This window comes from Chryseobacterium mucoviscidosis, from assembly GCF_002177115.1.
GTDB classification, from domain to species: Bacteria; Bacteroidota; Bacteroidia; order Flavobacteriales; family Weeksellaceae; genus Chryseobacterium; species Chryseobacterium mucoviscidosis.
Map to the genome: position 1 here is coordinate 204,383 of NZ_MVAG01000128.1, position 20,606 is coordinate 224,988.

General features: G+C 36.3%; 20 protein-coding genes and 1 riboswitch. Of the genes, 8 read left to right on the forward strand and 12 right to left on the reverse strand.

The window, feature by feature from the left end; all coding sequences use genetic code 11:
- Positions 1–649: 649 nt before the first annotated feature.
- Positions 650–1,000 carry an arsenate reductase family protein gene (locus tag B0E34_RS15615; RefSeq protein ID WP_087710936.1) on the reverse strand — a complete coding sequence of 117 codons (351 nt, stop codon included), beginning with the start codon at positions 998–1,000 and terminating at the stop codon, positions 650–652.
- A 114-nt stretch (positions 1,001–1,114) separates the two neighbouring features.
- On the opposite strand from B0E34_RS15615, the gene B0E34_RS15620 reads away from it, so the two are divergent.
- From B0E34_RS15620 to B0E34_RS15635, 4 genes are all read left to right on the forward strand, one after another.
- Positions 1,115–1,582 (forward strand): acyl-CoA thioesterase, encoded by a 468-nt coding sequence (locus B0E34_RS15620; protein ID WP_042722539.1) that lies wholly within the window; start codon positions 1,115–1,117, stop codon positions 1,580–1,582.
- Positions 1,583–1,660: 78 nt separating this feature from the next.
- Positions 1,661–1,728: riboswitch (Fluoride riboswitch) on the forward strand.
- A gap of 30 nt (positions 1,729–1,758) precedes the next feature.
- Positions 1,759–3,063 (forward strand): voltage-gated chloride channel family protein, encoded by a 1,305-nt coding sequence (locus tag B0E34_RS15625; RefSeq protein WP_087710938.1) that lies wholly within the window; start codon positions 1,759–1,761, stop codon positions 3,061–3,063.
- 92 nt (positions 3,064–3,155) lie between these two features.
- Positions 3,156–4,037, forward strand: a complete 882-nt coding sequence (locus B0E34_RS15630) for a LysR family transcriptional regulator (protein WP_087710940.1) — start codon at positions 3,156–3,158, stop codon at positions 4,035–4,037.
- Positions 4,038–4,154: 117 nt separating this feature from the next.
- The gene (locus tag B0E34_RS15635; protein ID WP_087710942.1) at positions 4,155–5,096 is read left to right on the forward strand and encodes a YeiH family protein; all 942 of its coding nucleotides are present in this window, start codon (positions 4,155–4,157) and stop codon (positions 5,094–5,096) included.
- A 254-nt stretch (positions 5,097–5,350) separates the two neighbouring features.
- Here the strand turns inward: B0E34_RS15635 and B0E34_RS15640 are convergent, their stop codons facing one another.
- The 8 genes from B0E34_RS15640 to B0E34_RS15675 form a co-directional block, all read right to left on the reverse strand.
- On the reverse strand, positions 5,351–5,539 hold the full coding sequence (locus tag B0E34_RS15640; protein WP_087710944.1) for a hypothetical protein: 189 nt from the start codon (positions 5,537–5,539) through the stop codon (positions 5,351–5,353).
- Between the two features lie 171 nt (positions 5,540–5,710).
- Entirely contained in the window at positions 5,711–6,952 is a 1,242-nt protein-coding gene (locus B0E34_RS15645) for an MFS transporter (RefSeq protein ID WP_087710946.1), read from the reverse strand.
- Positions 6,953–7,247: 295 nt separating this feature from the next.
- Entirely contained in the window at positions 7,248–8,813 is a 1,566-nt protein-coding gene (gene rny / locus B0E34_RS15650; RefSeq protein ID WP_185117464.1) for a ribonuclease Y, read from the reverse strand.
- A 240-nt stretch (positions 8,814–9,053) separates the two neighbouring features.
- Entirely contained in the window at positions 9,054–9,344 is a 291-nt protein-coding gene (locus B0E34_RS15655; RefSeq protein ID WP_087710949.1) for a cell division protein ZapA, read from the reverse strand.
- Positions 9,344–9,646 (reverse strand): hypothetical protein, encoded by a 303-nt coding sequence (locus B0E34_RS15660; RefSeq protein ID WP_076393320.1) that lies wholly within the window; start codon positions 9,644–9,646, stop codon positions 9,344–9,346. The genes B0E34_RS15655 and B0E34_RS15660 overlap by 1 nt, the downstream gene beginning before the upstream one ends.
- A gap of 138 nt (positions 9,647–9,784) precedes the next feature.
- Complete coding sequence (gene porT / locus B0E34_RS15665; protein WP_087710951.1) at positions 9,785–10,567, reverse strand: type IX secretion/gliding motility protein PorT/SprT; 783 nt, start codon at positions 10,565–10,567, stop codon at positions 9,785–9,787.
- 3 nt (positions 10,568–10,570) lie between these two features.
- Positions 10,571–11,302, reverse strand: coding sequence for a bifunctional demethylmenaquinone methyltransferase/2-methoxy-6-polyprenyl-1,4-benzoquinol methylase UbiE (gene ubiE / locus B0E34_RS15670; RefSeq protein WP_076393308.1), 732 nt, complete (start codon positions 11,300–11,302; stop codon positions 10,571–10,573).
- Positions 11,303–11,305: 3 nt separating this feature from the next.
- Positions 11,306–11,875, reverse strand: a complete 570-nt coding sequence (locus B0E34_RS15675) for a hypothetical protein (RefSeq protein ID WP_087710953.1) — start codon at positions 11,873–11,875, stop codon at positions 11,306–11,308.
- 103 nt (positions 11,876–11,978) lie between these two features.
- On the opposite strand from B0E34_RS15675, the gene B0E34_RS15680 reads away from it, so the two are divergent.
- Together B0E34_RS15680 and B0E34_RS15685 are read left to right on the forward strand one after the other, a co-directional pair.
- Positions 11,979–13,046, forward strand: a complete 1,068-nt coding sequence (locus B0E34_RS15680) for a 3-oxoacyl-ACP synthase III family protein (RefSeq protein WP_087710955.1) — start codon at positions 11,979–11,981, stop codon at positions 13,044–13,046.
- Positions 13,047–13,114: 68 nt separating this feature from the next.
- Positions 13,115–14,320, forward strand: a complete 1,206-nt coding sequence (locus B0E34_RS15685) for a metallophosphoesterase (RefSeq protein ID WP_087710957.1) — start codon at positions 13,115–13,117, stop codon at positions 14,318–14,320.
- Positions 14,321–14,386: 66 nt separating this feature from the next.
- Here B0E34_RS15685 and B0E34_RS15690 read toward each other — a convergent pair whose 3' ends face one another.
- The gene (locus B0E34_RS15690) at positions 14,387–15,139 is read right to left on the reverse strand and encodes a polysaccharide deacetylase family protein (protein WP_087710959.1); all 753 of its coding nucleotides are present in this window, start codon (positions 15,137–15,139) and stop codon (positions 14,387–14,389) included.
- An 85-nt stretch (positions 15,140–15,224) separates the two neighbouring features.
- Positions 15,225–16,190: an NAD-dependent epimerase/dehydratase family protein gene (locus B0E34_RS15695; protein WP_087710961.1), complete on the reverse strand. Its 966-nt coding sequence runs from the start codon at positions 16,188–16,190 to the stop codon at positions 15,225–15,227.
- Positions 16,191–16,281: 91 nt separating this feature from the next.
- On the opposite strand from B0E34_RS15695, the gene ggt reads away from it, so the two are divergent.
- On the forward strand, positions 16,282–17,967 hold the full coding sequence (ggt, locus tag B0E34_RS15700; RefSeq protein ID WP_087710962.1) for a gamma-glutamyltransferase: 1,686 nt from the start codon (positions 16,282–16,284) through the stop codon (positions 17,965–17,967).
- 269 nt (positions 17,968–18,236) lie between these two features.
- Positions 18,237–19,517, forward strand: coding sequence for a dicarboxylate/amino acid:cation symporter (locus B0E34_RS15705; protein ID WP_087710964.1), 1,281 nt, complete (start codon positions 18,237–18,239; stop codon positions 19,515–19,517).
- Between the two features lie 201 nt (positions 19,518–19,718).
- Here the strand turns inward: B0E34_RS15705 and B0E34_RS15710 are convergent, their stop codons facing one another.
- Complete coding sequence (locus B0E34_RS15710; protein ID WP_087710966.1) at positions 19,719–20,570, reverse strand: diacylglycerol/lipid kinase family protein; 852 nt, start codon at positions 20,568–20,570, stop codon at positions 19,719–19,721.
- Positions 20,571–20,606 lie beyond the last annotated feature (36 nt).

Sequence of the window (20,606 nt, forward strand, 5' to 3'; positions counted from 1 at the left end):
AATTGTTTGAGACTTCCTGCAATTTTTAGTATACCGAAAAAACCTCACAGGTTTTAAAAACCTGTGAGATTTAAGTTATAAAGACAATATAAGAAGAGTTTAACTCTTCTTTATAAAATTTACTTTAAATAACAAAAATAAAGATGATATAAAGAATGGAATTGCGCCGATTAAAGAGAATTTATCTAGGTTCGATCTTGAAAAATCCTGAACTAAAAAAAAAAATATCAATAGGAGAAGAAGTGAAAAAGTTGTTATTAAAATTCTCTTCAGCCGTCCTGCTTTTATTCTCAGACAAATTAAAAGTAATATCTGAAAAATTAAAGACAAAAAGGATACCGGCATCAATCTTTCGTCATAGTGACTCCAGTTAAAAGCAGTGAAATCCGTAAAAATAAAGTTTAGGCTTAAAATTTCATAGACGAATAAAAAACCAAATCCATGACCGGCCCCAATTAATATAAATGCATTTAAAATAACTGTAGTTATTACCGGAAAATTTAACTTTTTATCCATAAGTCTACTCTTTTTCATGCCCAAAAAACCTCACAGGTTTTTAAAACCTGTGAGGTTTGAACCTTAAAAATATTTAAAATAGTCGTTATAATTACAGAAAAATTAAGGCTTTTCCATTAAATATATCTTACTTCTATACTACAAAAAACTCCCGCAAAGCTTCCACATTCTTCTTTTCATTTCCAACAAAAATATTATCATCGGTAATGAAAACGGGACGTTTCAAAAAAGAATAATGATCCAGCAGCAAATCTTTAAAACCATCTTCCGAAAGAGATTTTACATCTATATCCCTTTGTTTGATCTGGGTAGATTTTTTACTGAACAGTGCTTCATAAGACTTTGTTTTTTCATACATTTCTGCAAGCTCTTCTTTGGTAACAGGAGTTTTTTTTATTTCCCGAAGTTCCCAGTCTTTAAGATCAAACTCAGCCATTATTTTTTTACACGTACCACACGTATTCAGGTAAAATACTTTTTTCATTGAGAGATTTATTTTGAGGATTAAGAGAAAATTTTAACATTTTCATTCTTCAAAAGTAAGATTTAATCCAAAATTTTAAAAATTATAAATACCTTTATTCAAATTTTAAAAAGAATGGACAACAAACCGATCACTTTTCAGTTTATTTCAGAACCTTCAGATGTCAACTACGGTGGAAATGTACATGGAGGAAGCGTCATGAAATGGATTGATCAGGCTGGTTATGCCTGTGCAACAACGTGGAGCGGAAATTACTCCGTAACAGTATATGTTGGCGGAATCCGTTTCTACGAACCCATCAAAATCGGAGAAATTGTAAAAGTGGAAGCGCAGGTTATTTACACAGGTTCATCGAGTATGCATATTTCCATCAATGTATTTTCCAGAAACCTGAAACAGCCGAATTTCGATAAAAAAACACACTGCATCATTGTATTTGTTGCCGTAGACGAAAACGGAAAAAAACTTCCCGTTCCGAAATGGATTCCGGAAACAGAAGAGGAAAAACAACAGGAACAGTATGCAAAACGTCTTATGGAACTAAGAACTCAGATTGAGGATGAAATGAAGCCTTTTCTTTAGAATTTTTGACGGTTCTGTAAACAAAGATTTAAAAGCAGAAATATCTTCTGAAAAATGATTTATAATTTTTATCTTTGCACTACAAAAGGAAATGGTGTTCTTCCTTACCCAACCGCTTTTCAAAAGCTGATGACGCCTGATTAAAAGATTATTAACAGTAATTGATCAGGAAAATTATGTCTCAACATCAAAGAAATTTAAGCCGTACAATAAAATTTCACACTGGTTTTTTCTTCAGGAAATACCCAGCTTTCCCTTATATTCTGAAATGGCTTTTTATCAGTAGTATTATCGGGATTTTGGCAGGAAGTGCTTCTGCCGGATTTTTAACATCACTGCAATGGGCAACCGATTTCCGGGAAAATCATCTCTGGCTGATTGCGTTTTTGCCTGTTGGTGGATTTTTAACGGGACTTTTGTATCATTATTTCGGAAAAGATGTGGAAGCAGGAAACAATTTGCTTCTGGAAAATATTCAGGAACCGAAGGAAATTATTCCTTTAAAAATGGCACCTTTTGTTTATTTAGGAACGATGGTCACTCATTTTTTTGGAGGTTCTGCAGGTCGTGAAGGAACGGCGCTTCAAATGGCGGGAGCAATTTCCGATCAACTGACGAAAATCCTGAAACTTGATAAAAACGACAGAAAAATTTTACTGATTTCGGCTATTGCGGCAGGTTTTGGTTCGGTTTTCGGAACTCCTTTAGCCGGAGCGATTTTCGGACTTGAAGTTTTCCTGATCGGACGGATTCGTTACAATGCTATTTTTCCGGCTTTTACTTCTGCGGTTTTGGCTGATCTTGTTACCAATCTCTGGAAAGCAAAACATACGCACTATCATATCGAACTTATTCCAAAACTTGAATTTTTACCGATTTTATACAGTGTTTTGGCAGGAATTTTATTTGGAATCTGCGCTGCGGCTTTCAGCAGGATGATTCATTTTACGGGTTCTGTCTTCAAATCTAACATAAAATATCCTCCGTTTCGTCCGGTTGTCGGCGGAATTATTGTTGCTGTTGCCGTTTTTGCAATGGGAACTACAAGATATATCGGATTGGGAATTCCGACTATTGTAGAATCTTTTGAAAAACAGCTTCCGCTTTATGATTTTGCCTTCAAAATGATTTTTACCATCATTACGCTTTCAGCAGGATTTAAAGGCGGTGAAGTGACTCCCCTTTTCTTTATCGGGGCAGCTTTAGGAAGTGCATTATCATTATTTATTCCGCTTCCGTTCGGTTTGCTCGCCGGAATGGGATTTGTGGCTGTTTTTGCGGGCGCAACCAACACTCCGCTTGCGTGTATGCTTATGGGAATTGAACTTTTTGGAGCAGAATGTGGAATCTATGTGGCAATTGCGTGTATCGTATCGTATTTGTTTTCAGGAAATAACAGCATTTATACAAAACAAAAGATCGGTGAAGCAAAAAACCGTAGATTTGAACATCTTCAAGATAAAAATTTCTCGGATTTGTAGAGTCGTTTATGGTTGATATTTGTCAGCAATTAACGCTGTAATTTTACTATAATTAAAAACCATCAACCGTCAACTAAAAACCAACAACCACAATGTTTGATTACAGATTAAAAGTTTTTCATACCGTTGCTTCCAGATCGAGTTTTACCAAAGCTTCGGAAGAACTGAATATTTCGCAGCCTGCCGTCACAAAGCATATTAAAGAAATTGAAAATCAATTAAATACTAAACTATTTGACAGAAAAGGAACTTCTATTCAACTGACGCAAAGCGGAAAAATTTTGTTTGAATATGCTGAAAAGATCAGGAATATTTATCGCGATCTTGAATTTGAGATTCATCAGATTAATCAAAAACATCAGGGAAAACTGATTATCGGAGCGAGTACCACGGTTGCTCAGTATATTTTACCGGAAATTTTAGCTAAATTCAAATCTTATTACAAAGATCTTAAGATTGAATTGATTACGCACAATACGGAAATGATTTCCGAATTGCTGAAGGAAGGGAAAATCGATCTCGGGATTATTGAAGGGGAATCTCAATCTGCCTACTTTGATTATCAGAAATTTAAAGCTGATGAAATCGTACTGGTTGCAAAAGCGAATCATCCTTTAGCCAATAAAACTCTGAATATTAATGATTTGTACGAACTGGAATTGGTTTTAAGAGAACAGGGTTCCGGTTCTCTGGAGTTTATCCAAAACAGATTGAAGGAAAAAGGAATTGTTATTGAAAATCTGAATGTTGTAATGCAATTGGGAAGCAGCGAAAGTATTAAACAATATCTTTTGCATTCAGATGCTTTGGCTTTCCTTTCGATCAGTACGATTTTAAATGAATTAAAAAACAATCAACTGACGATTATTGATGTTAAAAATTTCAGTATTGAAAGGAATTTTCATTTTATTCTTCCCAAAGGTGAACAATCTGAACTGATCCGCCTGTTCTTAAAATTTATCAGCCAGATTTAAATTTAACAAAAAACAGCAGTTAAATTATAACTTTAAGTTATTCTGTATAACAAAATACGATTTACTTTGTAATGATAATTGTCGGAATTTTGAATCATTAATTTAAAATTCCTATCAATGAAAAGTTTACTATTTCATGAAACTTCCAAGAAAATAATCTTCATATTACTGGCAGTTGTATGCCTCACTCCTATTGTTTCTTCGCCTGTTGCATTGCTTTTGGGATTTGTACTGGCGGTTTTTCTCGGAAATCCTTTTGAAAAGAGTCTGCATCAGTATATTCATTTATTATTGCAGATTTCCATTGTAGGTTTGGGATTCGGGCTAAAACTTGATGAAGCTTTGGAGGCCGGAAAATCCGGATTTATTTTAACGGTTATGAGCATTTTTACTGTGATGATTTTAGGATATTTTGCCGGAAAATTCCTTAAGCTTGAAAGACCTTTGTCTTATCTTATTTCTGCGGGAACCGCCATCTGTGGCGGAAGTGCGATTGCAGCAATTTCTCCCATCATTAAACCCAATACGAAGCAGATTTCACTGGCTCTTGCGATTGTATTTACATTGAATTCTGTTGCACTGTTTATTTATCCGCCCATCGGTCATTTGCTGCATCTTACACAGGAACAGTTCGGTTTATGGTGCGCGATCGGCATTCATGATACGAGTTCTGTGGTAGGAGCGGCAGGAAAATACGGAAATGAAGCGCTTAAAATCGCTACTACGGTAAAGTTAGCCAGAGCATTGTGGATTATTCCGGTTTCTGTGATTACGATGTTTATTTTTAAAAGTAAGGGTTCTAAAGTGAAAATTCCATGGTTTATCGGTTATTTTATTGTGGCTATTTTGCTGAATACGTATTTTCCTTTTGTTGGTGAACTTAGTTCTTCCATTACTGTTTTAGCGAAGTCAGGGTTAAATTTAACGTTGTTTTTTATCGGTTCTACCCTTTCTTTACAAACTCTGAGAACCATCGGTTTCAAACCTCTTGCTTTGTCTGTATTTCTGTGGATTTTTATCAGTACCGGAAGTTTGCTGTATATTTTAAATTTTAACTGATGGCCGTAAGAGATCCTGCAACCCTAGCCTCGATTGGAGCAATTGTCTGAGCTCATTTTCATTATTTGTGCTGCGGCAGCTTCGCTGCCGCAGCACAAATAATGAAAATAGCGAGTGCGGAAAGCGAGATAAAGCTCCAAAATATTTTTTGCTTCATAACAAGACATCTATTAATTACAAAAACCTTTTGGAAGATCCCAAAAGGCTTTTGCGTATTAAATGTGGAAATGTTTATTTCTAATTGAAATAAGTTCTTATATAGCTTCGTAGCAGGTATAAACCTGCGGACAAGCAATGTACTGAACGCAATAAAATGGTCCTGTTACAGATCCTGAACAACTGCATCCGCATTTTGAAAGATCCGGTGTTCCGCTTACGCCTCCAGTAATGTTTTTAAGATCGGCTTTTTTTAATTTTGTTGCTTTTTTCAAAAAATTTTGCATTGTAATGTGATTTTTGATGTTAAACGTTAGTTTTAGTTGCGTGCCAAAGTTAAACAAATATTCATTATTCAAAGCATAATTTACTATTATTTTTGATAATTTATTTATTCTCTTAAGCTTATTAAAACTGATAACGAAAATTTGAGATTATTATTTCTTAAACAGCAGAAATTATTCTGTAAATTCCAGATCTTTATCGTGAGTTTCGGAGACCGTTAATGAAGCATAAAAAGCCAGTCCGAAAACAATAATTCCCACAATTGCCGCGCTTATAATGACCGAAAAATCTTTTTTGAAAAGATCAAATGCAAAAATCATTACAGGAACCAATCCGCGCACCATATTCGGAATGGTGGTGGTTGCGGTGTTTCTGATATTGGTTCCAAACTGTTCCGCAGCCAGCGTAACAAACATTGCCCAATATCCTGTTCCCAATCCGAGCCATATGCAGAAGATGTAATATTTTGTTTCGGTATCGGTATTTCCGAAAAGCATCAGTGCAACTCCGACAATCGTAAAAACCAACATATAAAAGATCGCCATTTTTCTGGATTTTAAAAAATGAGAGATAAAACCGCTTGCCAAATCTCCGGCAGAGATCCCGACATACGCCCACATGATGGCTTTTCCGGGGTTAAGATTTTCAATTCCCAGCTCGGTAGCAAACTGATTGGCTAAAACCGCCAGAATACCGATACAAAACCAGGTGGGTAATCCTATTGCAATGCATTTTAAATATCGCATTAAACGGTCTTTATTGGTGAAAAACGACAGGAAATTTCCTTTGGAAACCGACTGATGTTCCATGGTTTTATAAATTCCGGATTCGGAAACACTGATTCTGAGAAATAAAAGCAGAATTCCCAAAACTCCTCCGATGATGTAAGAAACATTCCATCCTCCTGCTAATTCTACCGTTAACTGAGCTACAACGGCTCCCATTAGTCCGAAACCGGCGACAACGGACGTTCCGATCGCTCTTAAATTCTTCGGCAGGCTTTCAGAAACAAGGGTAATTCCTGCTCCGAGCTCTCCGGCTAATCCAATCCCTGCGATAAATCTTAATCCAGCATATTGATACACCAAATGATCTTTGGGGAAGTAAGGTAAAAATCCACAAGCAATATTCGCCAAAGAATAGACTAAAATAGAACCGAACAAAACGGAAAGCCTTCCTTTCTTGTCACCGAAAATTCCCCAGAAAATTCCGCCCAATAGTAAACCAATCATCTGTGCATTAAGAATAAACGTTCCGTCTACATCCGGATTCAGCCCTAAAGCTTTTAAACTTGGAATTCTTACGATCCCAAATAAAAGTAAGTCGTAGATATCTACAAAGTAGCCTAACGCGGAAATGATAACAGGAATGGAAAAAATGTACTTCAGTTTTGAAGACGTGGAAAGTTCTTGCATTTTGGAGTTTTAAATTTTAAGTCTGTTTAAACTTTTTATTTAACCACAAAAGTAGCAAAAGATGAACTAAACTTTTATTCAAAGTGTTGATTATAAATGAAAAAGATCACAATAGTTTATAAAAATCTTTGATTTTTATTCTTTTGAGCACTTTGATCATTTTGGAAATTTGCTTTATTATTATCTTTTGCCTCTTTTGCGGTTTATTCTGTAAATAGTTTAAATTTTTTTTTGATAAAAATAAAAAACCTTCCAATTTCTTGAAAGGTTTTTATGAATTATCTTTTTCTGATTCTTATCTCGCAATATTCACAGCTCTCGTTTCTCTGATTACTGTTACTTTTACCTGTCCCGGATAAGTAAGTTCGTTTTGAATTTTTTCTGAGATGTCGTACGATAACTGAGAAGCTACTTCATCATTTACTTTTCCGCTTTCTACCATTACTCTTAACTCTCTCCCTGCCTGAATTGCATAAGCCGAAGAAACTCCGTCAAAACTTAATGCTGCAGATTCAAGGTCTTTCAGTCTTTGGATATATGATTCAAGAACCTGTCTTCTTGCTCCCGGTCTTGCTCCTGAGATTGCATCGGCAACCTGAATGATCGGAGACAATAGTGAAGTCATTTCCACTTCGTCGTGGTGTGCTCCGATGGCATTTACAACTTCTGCATTTTCACCGTATTTTTCTGCCCACTGCATACCTAATAAAGCGTGAGGAAGTTCAGATTCCTGCTCCGGAACTTTACCGATATCGTGTAAAAGTCCTGCTCTTTTCGCTAATTTTACATTTAAGCCTAATTCAGCCGCCATTGTCGCCGCAATATTTGCCACTTCTCTTGAGTGCTGTAATAGGTTTTGACCGTAAGAAGAACGGTATTTCATCCTACCTACGATTTTAATTAATTCAGGGTGTAATCCGTGGATTCCTAAATCGATGATCGTTCTTTTTCCTACTTCAATGATCTCTTCTTCGATCTGCTTTCTTGTTTTTTCTACAACTTCTTCGATTCTTGCCGGGTGAATTCTACCGTCTGTTACCAATCTGTGAAGGGATAATCTTGCGATTTCTCTTCTTACCGGATCGAAACATGAAAGAAGGATTGCTTCCGGAGTATCGTCCACAATAATTTCCACTCCTGTAACGGCTTCCAAAGCACGAATATTTCTACCTTCTCTACCAATGATTCTTCCTTTTACCTCATCCGATTCGATATTGAAAACGGAAACGGAATTTTCGATTGCCTGTTCTGTTCCGATTCTCTGAATGGTCTGGATAACGATTTTTCTTGCTTCGCTTTTTGCATTAAGCTGCGCTTCTTCCATAATGCTCTGAACGTGCGCCTGAGCTCTTGTTTTCGCTTCCGCCTTCATGGTTTCTACCAATTCTGCTTTTGCTTCTTCAGCGGTGTAGTTGGCAATTTTTTCTAAAATCTCAACTTTTTTAGCGGTTGCAACGTCTAGTTCATGCTGTTTTCTTTCTAAAATTTCTGTTTTTTTAGCATAATCAGCAATCTGCTTGTCCAGATCTTTTTCAAGTTTTCCTGTTTTGCTAAGCTCATCGTTCAGCTTGTGCTCCTTATCCTTGATTCTTTTTTCTACTTCCTGCATTTTCTTTTCTCTTACCTGAATGTCTGCGTCGTGCTGAGATTTCAGTTCAAGGAATTTTTCTTTTGCCTGAAGGTTCTTTTCTTTCTTTATGGATTCAGCCTGTACATTGGCTTTTTCTATAAGGTTTTCGGCATTTTTCTGTGCATCATCTATAATAAATTTTGCTTTGGTATTCAATGAGCTTTTGGAAAAAAACATCCCTGCAGCAGCACCGATTAATAAACAAACAACGCCGATTATAACTTCTATCATAATTTATATTGAGTTTTAATTGTATTCATATTCTTTTAATTATTTTACATAAAAAAAGCCCACAATAATCCAGAGATTGAGAGTAAACTCCTAATCAACACGATTTGAACTGATTTCCACTGTCTGTAATCCGGAGAACCGGCACGCCATTCAATGGACATTTGTTCGGTAATTGTTTAGCGTTGAGTTTACCTTTAATGTGTTAGAATTATTGTAGGCAGCTTTTTCGGGAAAAAAAATCTATTTCCCTGTTTCATTGTTCAACGACTGATTAATTTTTACTAATCTTTCGTTGGTAGATTGTATTGTTTTATCGTAGTTCGCAGACACTACTTCGGCATTGGTTCCCAATTTCAGGGCACACATAGCTAAAGCATCCTGTTTGTCTCTCACATCGAAATTCTGTTCAAAATCTTTAATCATATTCTCTATCTGCTTCCCGACTTTACGCAGAGTTTCTTCCTCTGCTGCCGGTACATTCAGCGGATATACTCTTCCGGCTATATTAATGGTAATTCTTCTTACTTCCATTATAATCCACTGTTTTGAAGCTGCGCAATGCAGAAATCTATTTCTTTTACCAACCTGTTGATGTGGTTTTTCATCAGTCGGTTATGTTCAGGATTTCCTGATATTGCTGAATAAAGTTTTATATTTTTTTGTTCTTCTGCTAATACCTGATTTTTTCTTCTTTCTTCATCATATTTCTTCTTCAGTTCGTCATGCTCAACATTTAATTCCGAGAATCTTTCACTAAGATTTTTGTAATTTTTCTGTAACTGCAAAATCTTTTTTTCTAATTCTGAAAAATTGTTTTCTAAATCTTGAAGCATTTCAGGTTTTGTATATTCTAACTATTAGCAAAAATAACAAAATATTAATACTAACAAAAATAAAACGGTCTATATTTTGCCCAGAAACAAAAAAGGAGACGCAAAATGCATCTCCCTGATCTATTTTATAGTAAATTTTTATTCGAATTTCAGTACAAAGAAGATTGCTCTTGTCTGTAAAGTAGACATTGCAGACGTCCAGTAAGGCGGTGTTGTTGCATTATCTGCTACAATCTCATTGTTCATGATGAAAGTTCCTCTTACAGCAGGAGTCAGTTTAAATTTATTGAAATAAAACTGAATTCCCATTTCTGCAGACCATGCAAAGTTGTGCGTAGTAGATCTGAAAACCTGCTGCATATTGTCGTCAGTAGAAGTTGCATTAGACTGAAGGTTTACGATATAGTTTACCCCGGTTGCAACGTAAGGTCTGGAATTGTACCATCTGTTTCCGTGGAATTCCAATAATACAGGAATGTCTATTAAAGTCGTTTTAATATCTCTTATTCTGTCTTTATCCGTTAATTTCATCGGAATGAAAGGATCGTTCGTCAAAGTACCTGCAGCATACTGGTCGTTGGTCTGCGTATTGAAAGTAAGCTGTCTCTGCCCAAATTGTAACCCCGGTTCCAATCTTACGTCCAGGAAATCATTCAGCCTCCATTTTGCAATTAAACCTGCACCGAAACTGTAGCTTTCTTTAGATGTAACAAGATTCTGATTGTTATACATCCCATATCTTGGATTGAGAACAATACGGTAGTCTAGTCTGTTACCACTTAAATAAAAACCCCAACTGAATTTCTGCTCGTCAAAGTCTTCCAACTTATCCATTCTGTTTCGGGTTCTGAATTGCGCGTTTGCTAAAACTGCAACATTTACTGAGGCTAAAACCAGTGCTCTTAATAAAAATTTATTCATAGGTTACTTTGTTGCTTTATAAATTGTGGCTATACCTAAACTTAGTTTTTTATATTCAACTTTTTTAAATCCTGTATCTAAAAGAATTTGTCTCATCTTTTCCCCATAAGGAAAAGCATTTACAGAATCCGGAAGGTATGTATACGCCCTGTTATCTTTGGAAACCAGTCTGCCAATTGCAGGTAAAATGTTTTTAAAGTAAAACATATACAATGGTCCCATAAACCCTTCAACCTTTGAAAACTCCAGTATATAAACACTCTTGTTATCTTTAACTACTCTTCTTAATTCTGCCAAACCTTTGGTAAGGTTTTCAAAATTCCTTACTCCGAATGCAACGGAAACCGCATCAAATCTGTTATCTTCATACAGTAACTTCTCCGCATCTCCTTTTTGCATGGAAATTTTGCCGTCTAATTTAAGTTTTTTTATTTTAATAACGCCAACATTTAACATTTGTTGCGATAAATCTAAACCAATTACTTTAGAGCCGGTTCCTTTTTCCACTGCAATAGCCAGATCTCCCGTTCCTGTAGCCACATCCAGCACTTCCTGCGGATTGTCTTTTTTCATCCATTTCACCAGCGTATTTCTCCACATCACATCGATTTTCATCGATAAAACACGATTCAGAAGATCATACTTCGGTGCAATATTGTCGAACATATCTTCTACCTGACTCTTTTTAGTAGCGTCGGTATTGTAAGGCGTAATTTTGGTAATATCTTTTGTCAAAACTTAAAACTTGTAATATTCGTTATAATAATTAAGGTAATCCTGCTTTCTGAAGATCTTCGATCTCGATTCTACCTTCTGGATATTTTTGATAATCTTATCATAATCTTCGTCTACATTATAATAAAAATCATCGGTAAACAGCTTACTGAAACGTCTTGCGCCTCCAAAGTAAGGTTTTCCGTCGATGATCGTTTTATCCAATGCCAAAAGTAATGAATCTTTTTTAAGATTATATCCATAATACTGATCGTTAATATAATAATCCTGATGAGCAATATTAATAAGACCTCTTATTTTTTTTACTTCAAAAGCTGAATCAAACAATAGTTTTTTATTTCTGTCGAAAACTTTTATAGAATTTTTTCCCTGATTGAGATCTACAGAAACCGTCTGTCCTCCGGCAATTACACCTTCCGAACCGTTATTGATTTTGTAGTAAAATGTATCTGGCGTAGGATTGTCTACTACGTAGTAATTTTTTTTGGCTAAAAAAAGGAAATAAATCCCAAAGGCTACGATAAACGCCACAACTGCAATAAGTAAGCCTTTTAAGGAAGGATTGTTTTTCATAAGATTGTAAAGTACAATTTTTGCAAATTTAGTAATATTTTTAATTCTCTGTTATTAATATTAATTATTAACTTTGCATCTTTAAAAAAAATCATATAAACGAATGCCGAATACGATCATTATTGGTTCTGGATCTTACCTTCCCAGCAGAATTATCGGAAGAGACTTTTTTCTAGATTCAGAGTTTTATTCAGAAGACGGGGTGAAGATTGACAAGCCTGCTGAGGAAACGATCTCAAAATTTGTAGAAATTACAGAGATAGAAAACAGAAGATTCATAGAAGATGATCTTTCCAACTCAAAAATCGGTTACGAAGCTGCAAAAATTGCTATTGCAGATGCAAAAATAGATCAGGAGGAACTGGATTATATCATTTACGCGAGTAATTTTGGAGAAGTTACCGTAAACGGATACGCAGATTTCATGCCGACAATGGCAGCGAGAGTAAAGAACAAACTGGGCATTAAAAACAGAAAATGTGTTACTTACGATATGCTTTTCGGATGTCCGGGTTGGGTGGAAGCAATGATTTTAGCAAATAATTTAATTAAAGCTAAAGTTGCTAAAACCATTTTGGTAATCGGAGCTGAAACATTAAGCAGAGTAACAGATCCGCACGACAGAAACAGAATGATCTTTGCAGACGGAGCCGGAGCTGTTGTAGTACAGGCTACAGATCAGGAAAATTTAGGAATCATCGCTCATAACACCATTTGTGATAACGGTTTGGAACTGGATTATCTTGCCAACGGACCGTCCATCAACAAAGATTCTGACCAGACTCGTCTGTTTGTAAGAATGCAGGGAAGAAAAATCTACGAATATGCGTTGAAAAACGTTCCTGCTGCGATTAAAGAAACTATTGAAGATGCAGGTCTTTCCATCGAAGATATCAACAAAATATTAATCCATCAGGCGAATGCAAAAATGGATTATGCGATGATCGAAAGGCTTCACAAGCTTTATAATGTGAAAGATTACGACCATTCTATCTCTCCAATGACGATTCAGGATTTCGGAAACTCTTCCGTAGCCACAATTCCTACCATGTTTGATTTAATAATTAAAGGAAAAATGGAGGGTCAATCGTTTAAAGAAAAAGGTAACATTGTCATGACTTCGGTAGGAGCCGGAATGAACATCAATGCGATCGTTTACAGATTTCCTTAACAATATTTAATTTAAAACATAAAAAAGCACAGGGAAATTAATTCTTTGTGCTTTTTTTACACTTAGTTATGCAAAGAAACTTTTTTATCATTGCGGCAGTTTTTATTTTTCTGGAAATTTACATTTACCAGGCAATCAGAACTTTAACAGATAACAACTGGATCAAAATAGGCTACTGTATTATTTCTTTAGCGGTTTATGGTTTTTTCGCTTACGAAGTTTCCCACTTCAGCAGAGCAGACCGAAGCATGATGCGTGCGCAGATTATGATCTCCCTGTTCCTGATTTTTATTCTGCCCAAAGTTTTTATCGTTTTGTTTTTATTAATCGATGATATTTTCAGAACCGGAAGTTATCTTATCGGGCTTACCCGACCATCGGAGAACTTTTTCCCGGAAAGAAGAAAGTTTTTAAGCATCATGGGATTAGGTTTGGGAGGCGTTCTTTCAGCTCTTTTTATCGATGGAATTACCTTTGGAAAATACCGCCATAAAGTAAGAAGGGTAAGAATGAATTTTGCGAATCTTCCCAAAAGCTTTAAAGGATACAAAATCGTACAGATTTCAGACGTTCACAGTGGAAGTTTTGCGGATCCGGGAAAGCTTCAGCATGCGATTGACTTAATCAACGAACAGAATCCCGATCTGGTTCTTTTTACGGGAGACATGGTGAATAATGTTGCTGAAGAATTCAAACCATTCATTCCCTTATTTTCAAAAATCAAAGCAAAAGACGGAAAATTTGCCGTTCTCGGAAACCACGATTACGCAGATTATGTGAGCTGGGATTCTCCGGAAGCCAAAAAGAAAAATCTTGATACCTTAATTGATTACGAAAGACAAGCCGGTTTTGATATGCTTCGAAACGAACACAGAATCATTGAAAAAAACGGAGAAAAAATATACATTTTAGGAGTTGAAAACTGGGGACTGAAACCTTTTCCGCAATTTGGAAGATTAGATGATGCCTTAAAAGGTGTTCCAGAATCTGCCGTTAAAATCTTAATGAGCCACGATCCTACCCATTTTGATTATGTGGTGAAAAAACACCCTGCAAATGTTCATTTAACACTTTCAGGACATACCCACGGAATGCAGTTTGGTTTGGATCTTAAAAACGTAAAATGGTCTCCTGTTCAGTACAAATACCCGAAATGGGCAGATTTATATGAAAGCGAAGGAAAAATGCTGTATGTAAATAGAGGTTTCGGAGTTTTGGGATATCCCGGAAGAGTCGGCGTTTTACCTGAAATTACGCTTTTTGAACTGGCATAAAAAATTAAAGTTCAGCGTTTTTGGTTTAAGGTTTTTAGCTAAGCTGTACAACCTAATTCCTGCAACCTAAAAAATATAATCTTTCATACGGGAAGTAGCCATTTCTTTCTCGTTGATCCAACTCAGGAGGGCATCTAATTTGTCCTCCATTTTTTTGCCCGAATTCAGCCTTCTGTAAAAGGGAATATCAAACGGATATTTCTGGAAATCTGTAAACTGCCAAGAATTGAGATAAATCAGAACAAAATCATCTTTTTTCAGGGTTTCAAAAACCATGCTCTGATAATATTTCATCGGAAGCATCTGAAATACAAAATCGTTATACGGAAGCTGACTGTAAGGAGAAATACTTTCCGGAACAATACTCAATCCATCTTCCTCATTAATCTGCGTATCTCTTTTCAGACGTTTGAAAGGGAAAAGAATATTGGCATTATCTATATTGGAAACGTAATTAAATTCCAGCAATTTTAAATCCTGCTGTGGAAGTTTATTGTCTTTCTGACGAATTCCGCGAATCTGTTTTTCTAAAAATTCCTGAGTAAATTTTTTAGCATCGTCAATTTCCGGAAGGGTAGAATTTTTATTATAAAAAGCAATTTCATGCCCTTGGAATGAAATTGCTTTTATTAAATTCTGAAGTTTCTGAGCGATCGAAATCTCTACAAAAAAACTTGCTTTAACATCATGAATGTCTAAAATTCTAAGTATTGCTTTTGTATTATCTTCTGAAATTTTCAGCCTTTCTTCATCGGAAATAAACTGCTCTTTTATACAGTCAGCTTCAATATTCAGAATGTTAAATGTGAACAATATCATTTAAATTAAATTTTAGATATTTTTTATAATAAATTAAAAATCAGATGTTAAAATAACCCTTATTTAAATTAAAACTTGAAATAAATTAATTTTTAGTTAATTTGATTTTCAAATTTTTAATCATGTCTTTTGTCATTTCAGAAATCCCGAAATCATAGCTTAATCCCCAGTCTTTTTTCGCTACGGAGTCATCAATTGAAGCCGGCCAGGAATCTGCGATTGCCTGTCTGAAATCCGGTTTATAATCGATCTCGAATTCCGGAATTTCTTTCTTAATTTCTTCAGCCAGTTCTTTTGGCGTGAAAGACATTCCGCCTAAATTATAAGAAGATCTTACGGTAAGATTTTCTTTCGGAGCTTCCATTAATTTCAGGGTTGCGTTGATGGCATCATCCATATACAACATCGGCATTCCTGTGTTTTCGGAAATAAAACTTGTGTATTTTCCTTCTTCGATGGCTTCATAAAAAATCTCAACAGCATAATCTGTAGTTCCACCACCTGCAGGAGTTTTCCATGAAATCAATCCCGGATAACGGATGCTTCTTACATCTACTCCATGCTTATCAAAATAATACTCGCACCATTTCTCACCCGCCATTTTAGAAATTCCGTAAACCGTGGTTGGATTTAAAACAACATCCTGTTCCACATTTTCTTTAGGAATTCCTTTTCCAAAAACCGCAATGGAACTCGGCCAGAAAATCTTTTGGATAAGTCCTTCTTTTGCCATTTCACAAAAATGAAGCAGGGGCTCCAGATTTAATTTCCATGCGAAAATGGGCTGCTTTTCTGAAGTACCCGACAATAATGAAGCCAAATGATAAACGGTAGTAATATCGTAGTCTTTAATCACCTGTCTTACCAATTGGGTATTGGTAACATCCATTCTTTCGTAATGACCTGCCGCGGTAATTCCCTTTTGCCATCTGTCGAGTCCCGAAGCCACAACATTTTCTGCTCCGTGAATTTCAACAAGTCTGTTTGTAAGCTCGGTGCCGATCTGTCCTAAAGCACCTGTAATAAGTATTCTTTCCGTGTGGGATTTCATTTTTAACTTTTATTTGTTGATCGAAAGCAAAAGTAAATATTTTAGCCCCTATCTTAAAACAAAATCGTAAATTCGAATATAAATTTTGTAAATGAAAAAGATTATTGTTTCACTTATTTTATTTTCTACCACAATTTCAGCACAATACACAGATATTACTATTGTGAAGGAAGTGAAGGTTAAAAATAAAGGAGTGGTTGTTTCTGCACATCCGTTAGCAAGCGAAGCAGGAGCAAAAGTGATGAAAATGGGAGGAAATGCGTATGATGCAATTGTTGCTACGCAATATGCACTTGCTGTTGTTTATCCGCAGGCGGGAAATATCGGCGGAGGCGGATTTTTGGTTGGTGTAAAAAATAATGGTGAAAAATTTACAATCGATTATCGTGAAACGGCGCCTAAAAAAGCAAGCCGCGATATGTACGTCGACAAAAACGGTAAAGCCAATACCGATCTTTCCCAAAACGGAAGATTAGCTGTTGGAATTCCGGGAAGTGTGGCTGGTTTTTTTGCCACTTTAAAATACTGTAAACTTCCGATGGAGAAACTAATTCAACCCGCCATAGATCTTGCTGAAAAAGGATTTGCGATTACCGAACAGGAAGCTAACTTACTGAATAACAATAAACAGAATTTCCAGAAGCACAATCAGTCTTCCATTGTTTTTGTTAAAGATATTCCCTGGAAAGCCGGAGATCTTTTGGTTCAGAAGGATTTGGCTGAAACGTTAAAGTTGATTCAGAAACAAGGTTTAAAAGGCTTTTACGAAGGAAAAACAGCTGAACTTCTGGTTTCTGAAATGAAAAAAGGAAACGGAATTATTACTTCTGAAGATCTTAAAAATTATAAAGTTGCCGAAAGAAAAGCACTTGAATTTGATTACAAAGGAAATCAGGTGGTTTCTATGCCTTTGCCTTCGAGCGGCGGACTTCTTCTTGCGCAAATGCTGAAAATGGCAGCTTATGAAAATCTGGAAAAATATCAGCAAAATTCTACACAGGCTGTTCAGGTGATGGTGGAAGCCGAAAGAAGAGCGTATGCAGACAGAGCGGAATATATGGGCGATCCCGATTTTATTCAGGATAAAACTTCTTATCTGATTTCTGACGAATATCTGAAGAACCGATGGAAAAGTTTCAGTTTCAGTAAAGCAACTCCGAGTGCGGAAGTGGGGAAAATAACCAAACAACCTAAAGAATCTACAGAAACGACCCATATTTCAGTGATTGACAAGGATGGAAATGCAGCAGCAGTAACCACTACTTTGAATGGTTATTACGGAAGTAAGGTTGTCGTTTCGGGAGCAGGATTTTTCTTAAATAATGAAATGGACGATTTTTCCATAAAACCGGGTGTCCCGAATATGTTTGGAGCGGTTGGCGGAGAGGCAAATTCCATTCAGCCGAATAAAAGGATGCTTTCTTCGATGACTCCAACGATTGTTCTGAAAAACGGAAAACCTTACATGGTAGTCGGAACTCCGGGAGGAACGACGATTCCTACTTCTGTTTATCAGGCTATTGTTGATGTGATCGATTTTAAGCAGAATGCGAATATTTCTGTCAATGCTCCAAAATTTCATCATCAGTGGCTTCCTGAAACGGTTGCTTTTGAAAAGAATTTCCCCGAAACCACGATTAAGGATCTGGAAAAATTAGGATATAAGTCTGAAAAATGGAACCAGATCGGAAGAACAGAAATGATTCTGATTGATGACAATGGAAATATTCATGCGGTTGCAGACGGACGCGGTGATGATTCTGTGGCGGTGGAATAGTTGACGTTTTTGTAGTTAATTAAAAAAACTGACTCAAAAACATATTAATTAATTGATTATCAAATGTTTTTATTCGTCAAAATGGGAAGAGTAAAATAATCTGGATTTTGAGACCGTTTTTTGAGATTCTTGCTTCATTAAAATTATATAAAAATTTAAAATAAGTTTGGTTTCGGCTCGGGCTTCGCCCGAGCCGAAACTATTCATGACATTTGTCATTATTTTAAAGCAAATTTCACTAATTTTCGGTTTTTAAAATCAATATTCTTTTGAAAGCAAAAAAAATTTACCACCAGCTTTATTTTCAGGTTATTATTGCGATTGTTGCGGGAATTCTTTTAGGAAGATTTTATCCGGAACTTGGTGAAAAAATGAAACCTTTGGGCGACGGATTCATCAAACTCGTGAAAATGATTATTGCTCCGGTGATTTTCATTACCCTCACCTTAGGAATCGCGCACATGACTGATCTGAAGAAAGTGGGCAGAATTGCGGTTAAAGCAATGATTTATTTCTTTACGTTTTCAACGTTGGCATTGGTTATCGGTTTGGTGGTAGGAAATATCTTACAGCCGGGTCATGGTCTTAATATTGATCCTTCTACCCTTTCGGGCGATGTTTCGCAATATCAGCAAAAAGCACATGAAACGACTTTAACGGGTTTCATCATGAATATTATTCCGGAAACGCTTTTCAGTCCGTTGGTTGGAGATAATATTCTGCAGGTTCTTCTTGTTGCGATTTTAATGGGAGTGGCTTTGGTTTTAACAAAAGAAAAGAGCCAGAAAGTAACGGATTTTTTACAGGATCTTTCCACTCCGGTTTTTAAAATTGTGCATATGCTGATGAAACTGGCGCCGATCGGAGCCTTCGGAGCGATGGCTTTTACCATTGGAAAATACGGACTTCATTCGGTTTTGAATCTGATTTTTTTGGTGGGAACGTTTTATATAACTTCTGCATTATTTGTGGTTTTGGTTTTAGGCGCTATCGCCTGGTACAACGGTTTTAATATTTTTAAGCTGATGTATTATATGAAGGAGGAGCTTTTGCTGGTTTTAGGAACGAGTTCTTCAGAATCTGCACTTCCCGGAATAATGGAAAAGCTTGAAAAAGCAGGCTGTTCAAGAGCGATTGTCGGTTTGGTGGTTCCTACAGGATATTCTTTCAATCTCGACGGAACCAATATTTATATGACGCTGGCTTCACTTTTTATTGCCCAGGCTCTGAACATCCATCTTCCAATTGAAAAACAGATCATTCTTCTTTTGGTTGCCATGCTGAGTTCTAAAGGTGCAGCCGGAGTTACGGGAGCGGGATTTGTGACTTTAGCGGCAACATTAGCGGTTGTTCCTGAAATTCCGATTGCCGGAATGACGCTGATTTTGGGAATCGATAAGTTTATGAGTGAATGCCGTGCTTTAACCAACGTAATCGGAAATTCTGTTGCAACGGTAGTGGTTGCCAATTGGGAAAAACAACTGGATAAAGATCAGCTTCAATATTGTCTGGATCATCCGAATGAAGTGGAAAAAAAACTGGAGGTTTAGCCTGACATTGTTTAATCTGAAACAGATTTAGTTTTTATAATGACTTTCATTCTAGCCGCGATTGAGCGGTCTGTCTGAGCTCTTTTTTGGATTCGGGGGGGGGGTGGCCGCCGCCGAATCCAAAAAAGCGAGTAGCGAAAGCGCGAAACAGCTCCTAAAATTAAATAGATAACAATTCCTTTTTTACCGGAATGACGGTTTTTAGATTAAAATTCTTAAGCTTGATGGCTTAACTTTTACATGAACCGGAGATTTTATTTTGTTGAATTCTCCGTCGAGATGCCAGTCTTTGGTATTCACCTTAAATTCTATTTCGGAAACAGGCAAATAAGTAATGTAATCGTCCTGTTTCAGTTTTTTGGTAAACATTCTGAACGCAAAAAGCATGGAATAGAAGAAAGGAAATTTTTTAACAAGAACCATATCCACCAAACCATCACTTTTACTTGCATGAGGTGCAATATAAGCGTTGTTTCCAAATTGTCTTGTGTTGGCGATGTTTACCATTAAATATTTCCCGTTGTACTGCTTGTATTTTTCGTCAAAAAACTTCAGTTTGATTGGCTTGTAGCTGAAAAAGGTTTTAAAAGAGACTTTGATATAATTTTTAAATCCTCTTGTGGTTTTTTCAAATTCCTTTACGACTTTGCCATCGAATCCGGTTCCGGAAACATTGATGGAAAGCCTGTCATTTACTGTGAACGTATCAATCTTTCTGGAATTTTTGGTTCTGATCTTTTCCAGTAATTCATCCAGATTTTTGCTGAACTGGGTTTCGTTGGAAAATCCGTTTCCGGAACCTGCCGGAAAAATCGCCAGAATTTTTTCTGTGTTGATGAGATTTCTGGCTACGGTAGAAATGGTTCCGTCGCCTCCGATGGCTACAAAAATCTCCACGGTATTAAAATGATCCTGAATAAACTGATCGGTTCCGGGAATAGATTCGGAGATGTAATACAAAGGATCTTTCACCTTTGCTTTCAGTTCGTTAAGAAAAGGCTGATAATTTTTTTTCGCCGAAAAAGGATTGATGATGAAAGCGACTTTTTCCATTAGTGCAAAAATAAAAAATGCTTCCGATGTGGAAGC

What these genes read in the sequence shown, in the direction of transcription:
- B0E34_RS15690 (WP_087710959.1), bottom strand. Translation starts at nt 15,139, where the DNA reads ATGATATTGTTCACATTTAACATTCTGAATATTGAAGCTGACTGTATA.
- B0E34_RS15645 (WP_087710946.1), bottom strand. Translation starts at nt 6,952, where the DNA reads ATGCAAGAACTTTCCACGTCTTCAAAACTGAAGTACATTTTTTCCATT.
- B0E34_RS15625 (WP_087710938.1), top strand. Translation starts at nt 1,759, where the DNA reads ATGTCTCAACATCAAAGAAATTTAAGCCGTACAATAAAATTTCACACT.
- ggt (WP_087710962.1), top strand. Translation starts at nt 16,282, where the DNA reads ATGAAAAAGATTATTGTTTCACTTATTTTATTTTCTACCACAATTTCA.
- porT (WP_087710951.1), bottom strand. Translation starts at nt 10,567, where the DNA reads ATGAATAAATTTTTATTAAGAGCACTGGTTTTAGCCTCAGTAAATGTT.
- B0E34_RS15675 (WP_087710953.1), bottom strand. Translation starts at nt 11,875, where the DNA reads ATGAAAAACAATCCTTCCTTAAAAGGCTTACTTATTGCAGTTGTGGCG.
- B0E34_RS15685 (WP_087710957.1), top strand. Translation starts at nt 13,115, where the DNA reads ATGCAAAGAAACTTTTTTATCATTGCGGCAGTTTTTATTTTTCTGGAA.
- B0E34_RS15640 (WP_087710944.1), bottom strand. Translation starts at nt 5,539, where the DNA reads ATGCAAAATTTTTTGAAAAAAGCAACAAAATTAAAAAAAGCCGATCTT.
- B0E34_RS15680 (WP_087710955.1), top strand. Translation starts at nt 11,979, where the DNA reads ATGCCGAATACGATCATTATTGGTTCTGGATCTTACCTTCCCAGCAGA.
- B0E34_RS15615 (WP_087710936.1), bottom strand. Translation starts at nt 1,000, where the DNA reads ATGAAAAAAGTATTTTACCTGAATACGTGTGGTACGTGTAAAAAAATA.
- B0E34_RS15630 (WP_087710940.1), top strand. Translation starts at nt 3,156, where the DNA reads ATGTTTGATTACAGATTAAAAGTTTTTCATACCGTTGCTTCCAGATCG.
- B0E34_RS15635 (WP_087710942.1), top strand. Translation starts at nt 4,155, where the DNA reads ATGAAAAGTTTACTATTTCATGAAACTTCCAAGAAAATAATCTTCATA.
- B0E34_RS15655 (WP_087710949.1), bottom strand. Translation starts at nt 9,344, where the DNA reads ATGGAAGTAAGAAGAATTACCATTAATATAGCCGGAAGAGTATATCCG.
- B0E34_RS15620 (WP_042722539.1), top strand. Translation starts at nt 1,115, where the DNA reads ATGGACAACAAACCGATCACTTTTCAGTTTATTTCAGAACCTTCAGAT.
- B0E34_RS15660 (WP_076393320.1), bottom strand. Translation starts at nt 9,646, where the DNA reads ATGCTTCAAGATTTAGAAAACAATTTTTCAGAATTAGAAAAAAAGATT.
- rny (WP_185117464.1), bottom strand. Translation starts at nt 8,813, where the DNA reads ATGATAGAAGTTATAATCGGCGTTGTTTGTTTATTAATCGGTGCTGCT.
- B0E34_RS15710 (WP_087710966.1), bottom strand. Translation starts at nt 20,570, where the DNA reads ATGGAAAAAGTCGCTTTCATCATCAATCCTTTTTCGGCGAAAAAAAAT.
- B0E34_RS15695 (WP_087710961.1), bottom strand. Translation starts at nt 16,190, where the DNA reads ATGAAATCCCACACGGAAAGAATACTTATTACAGGTGCTTTAGGACAG.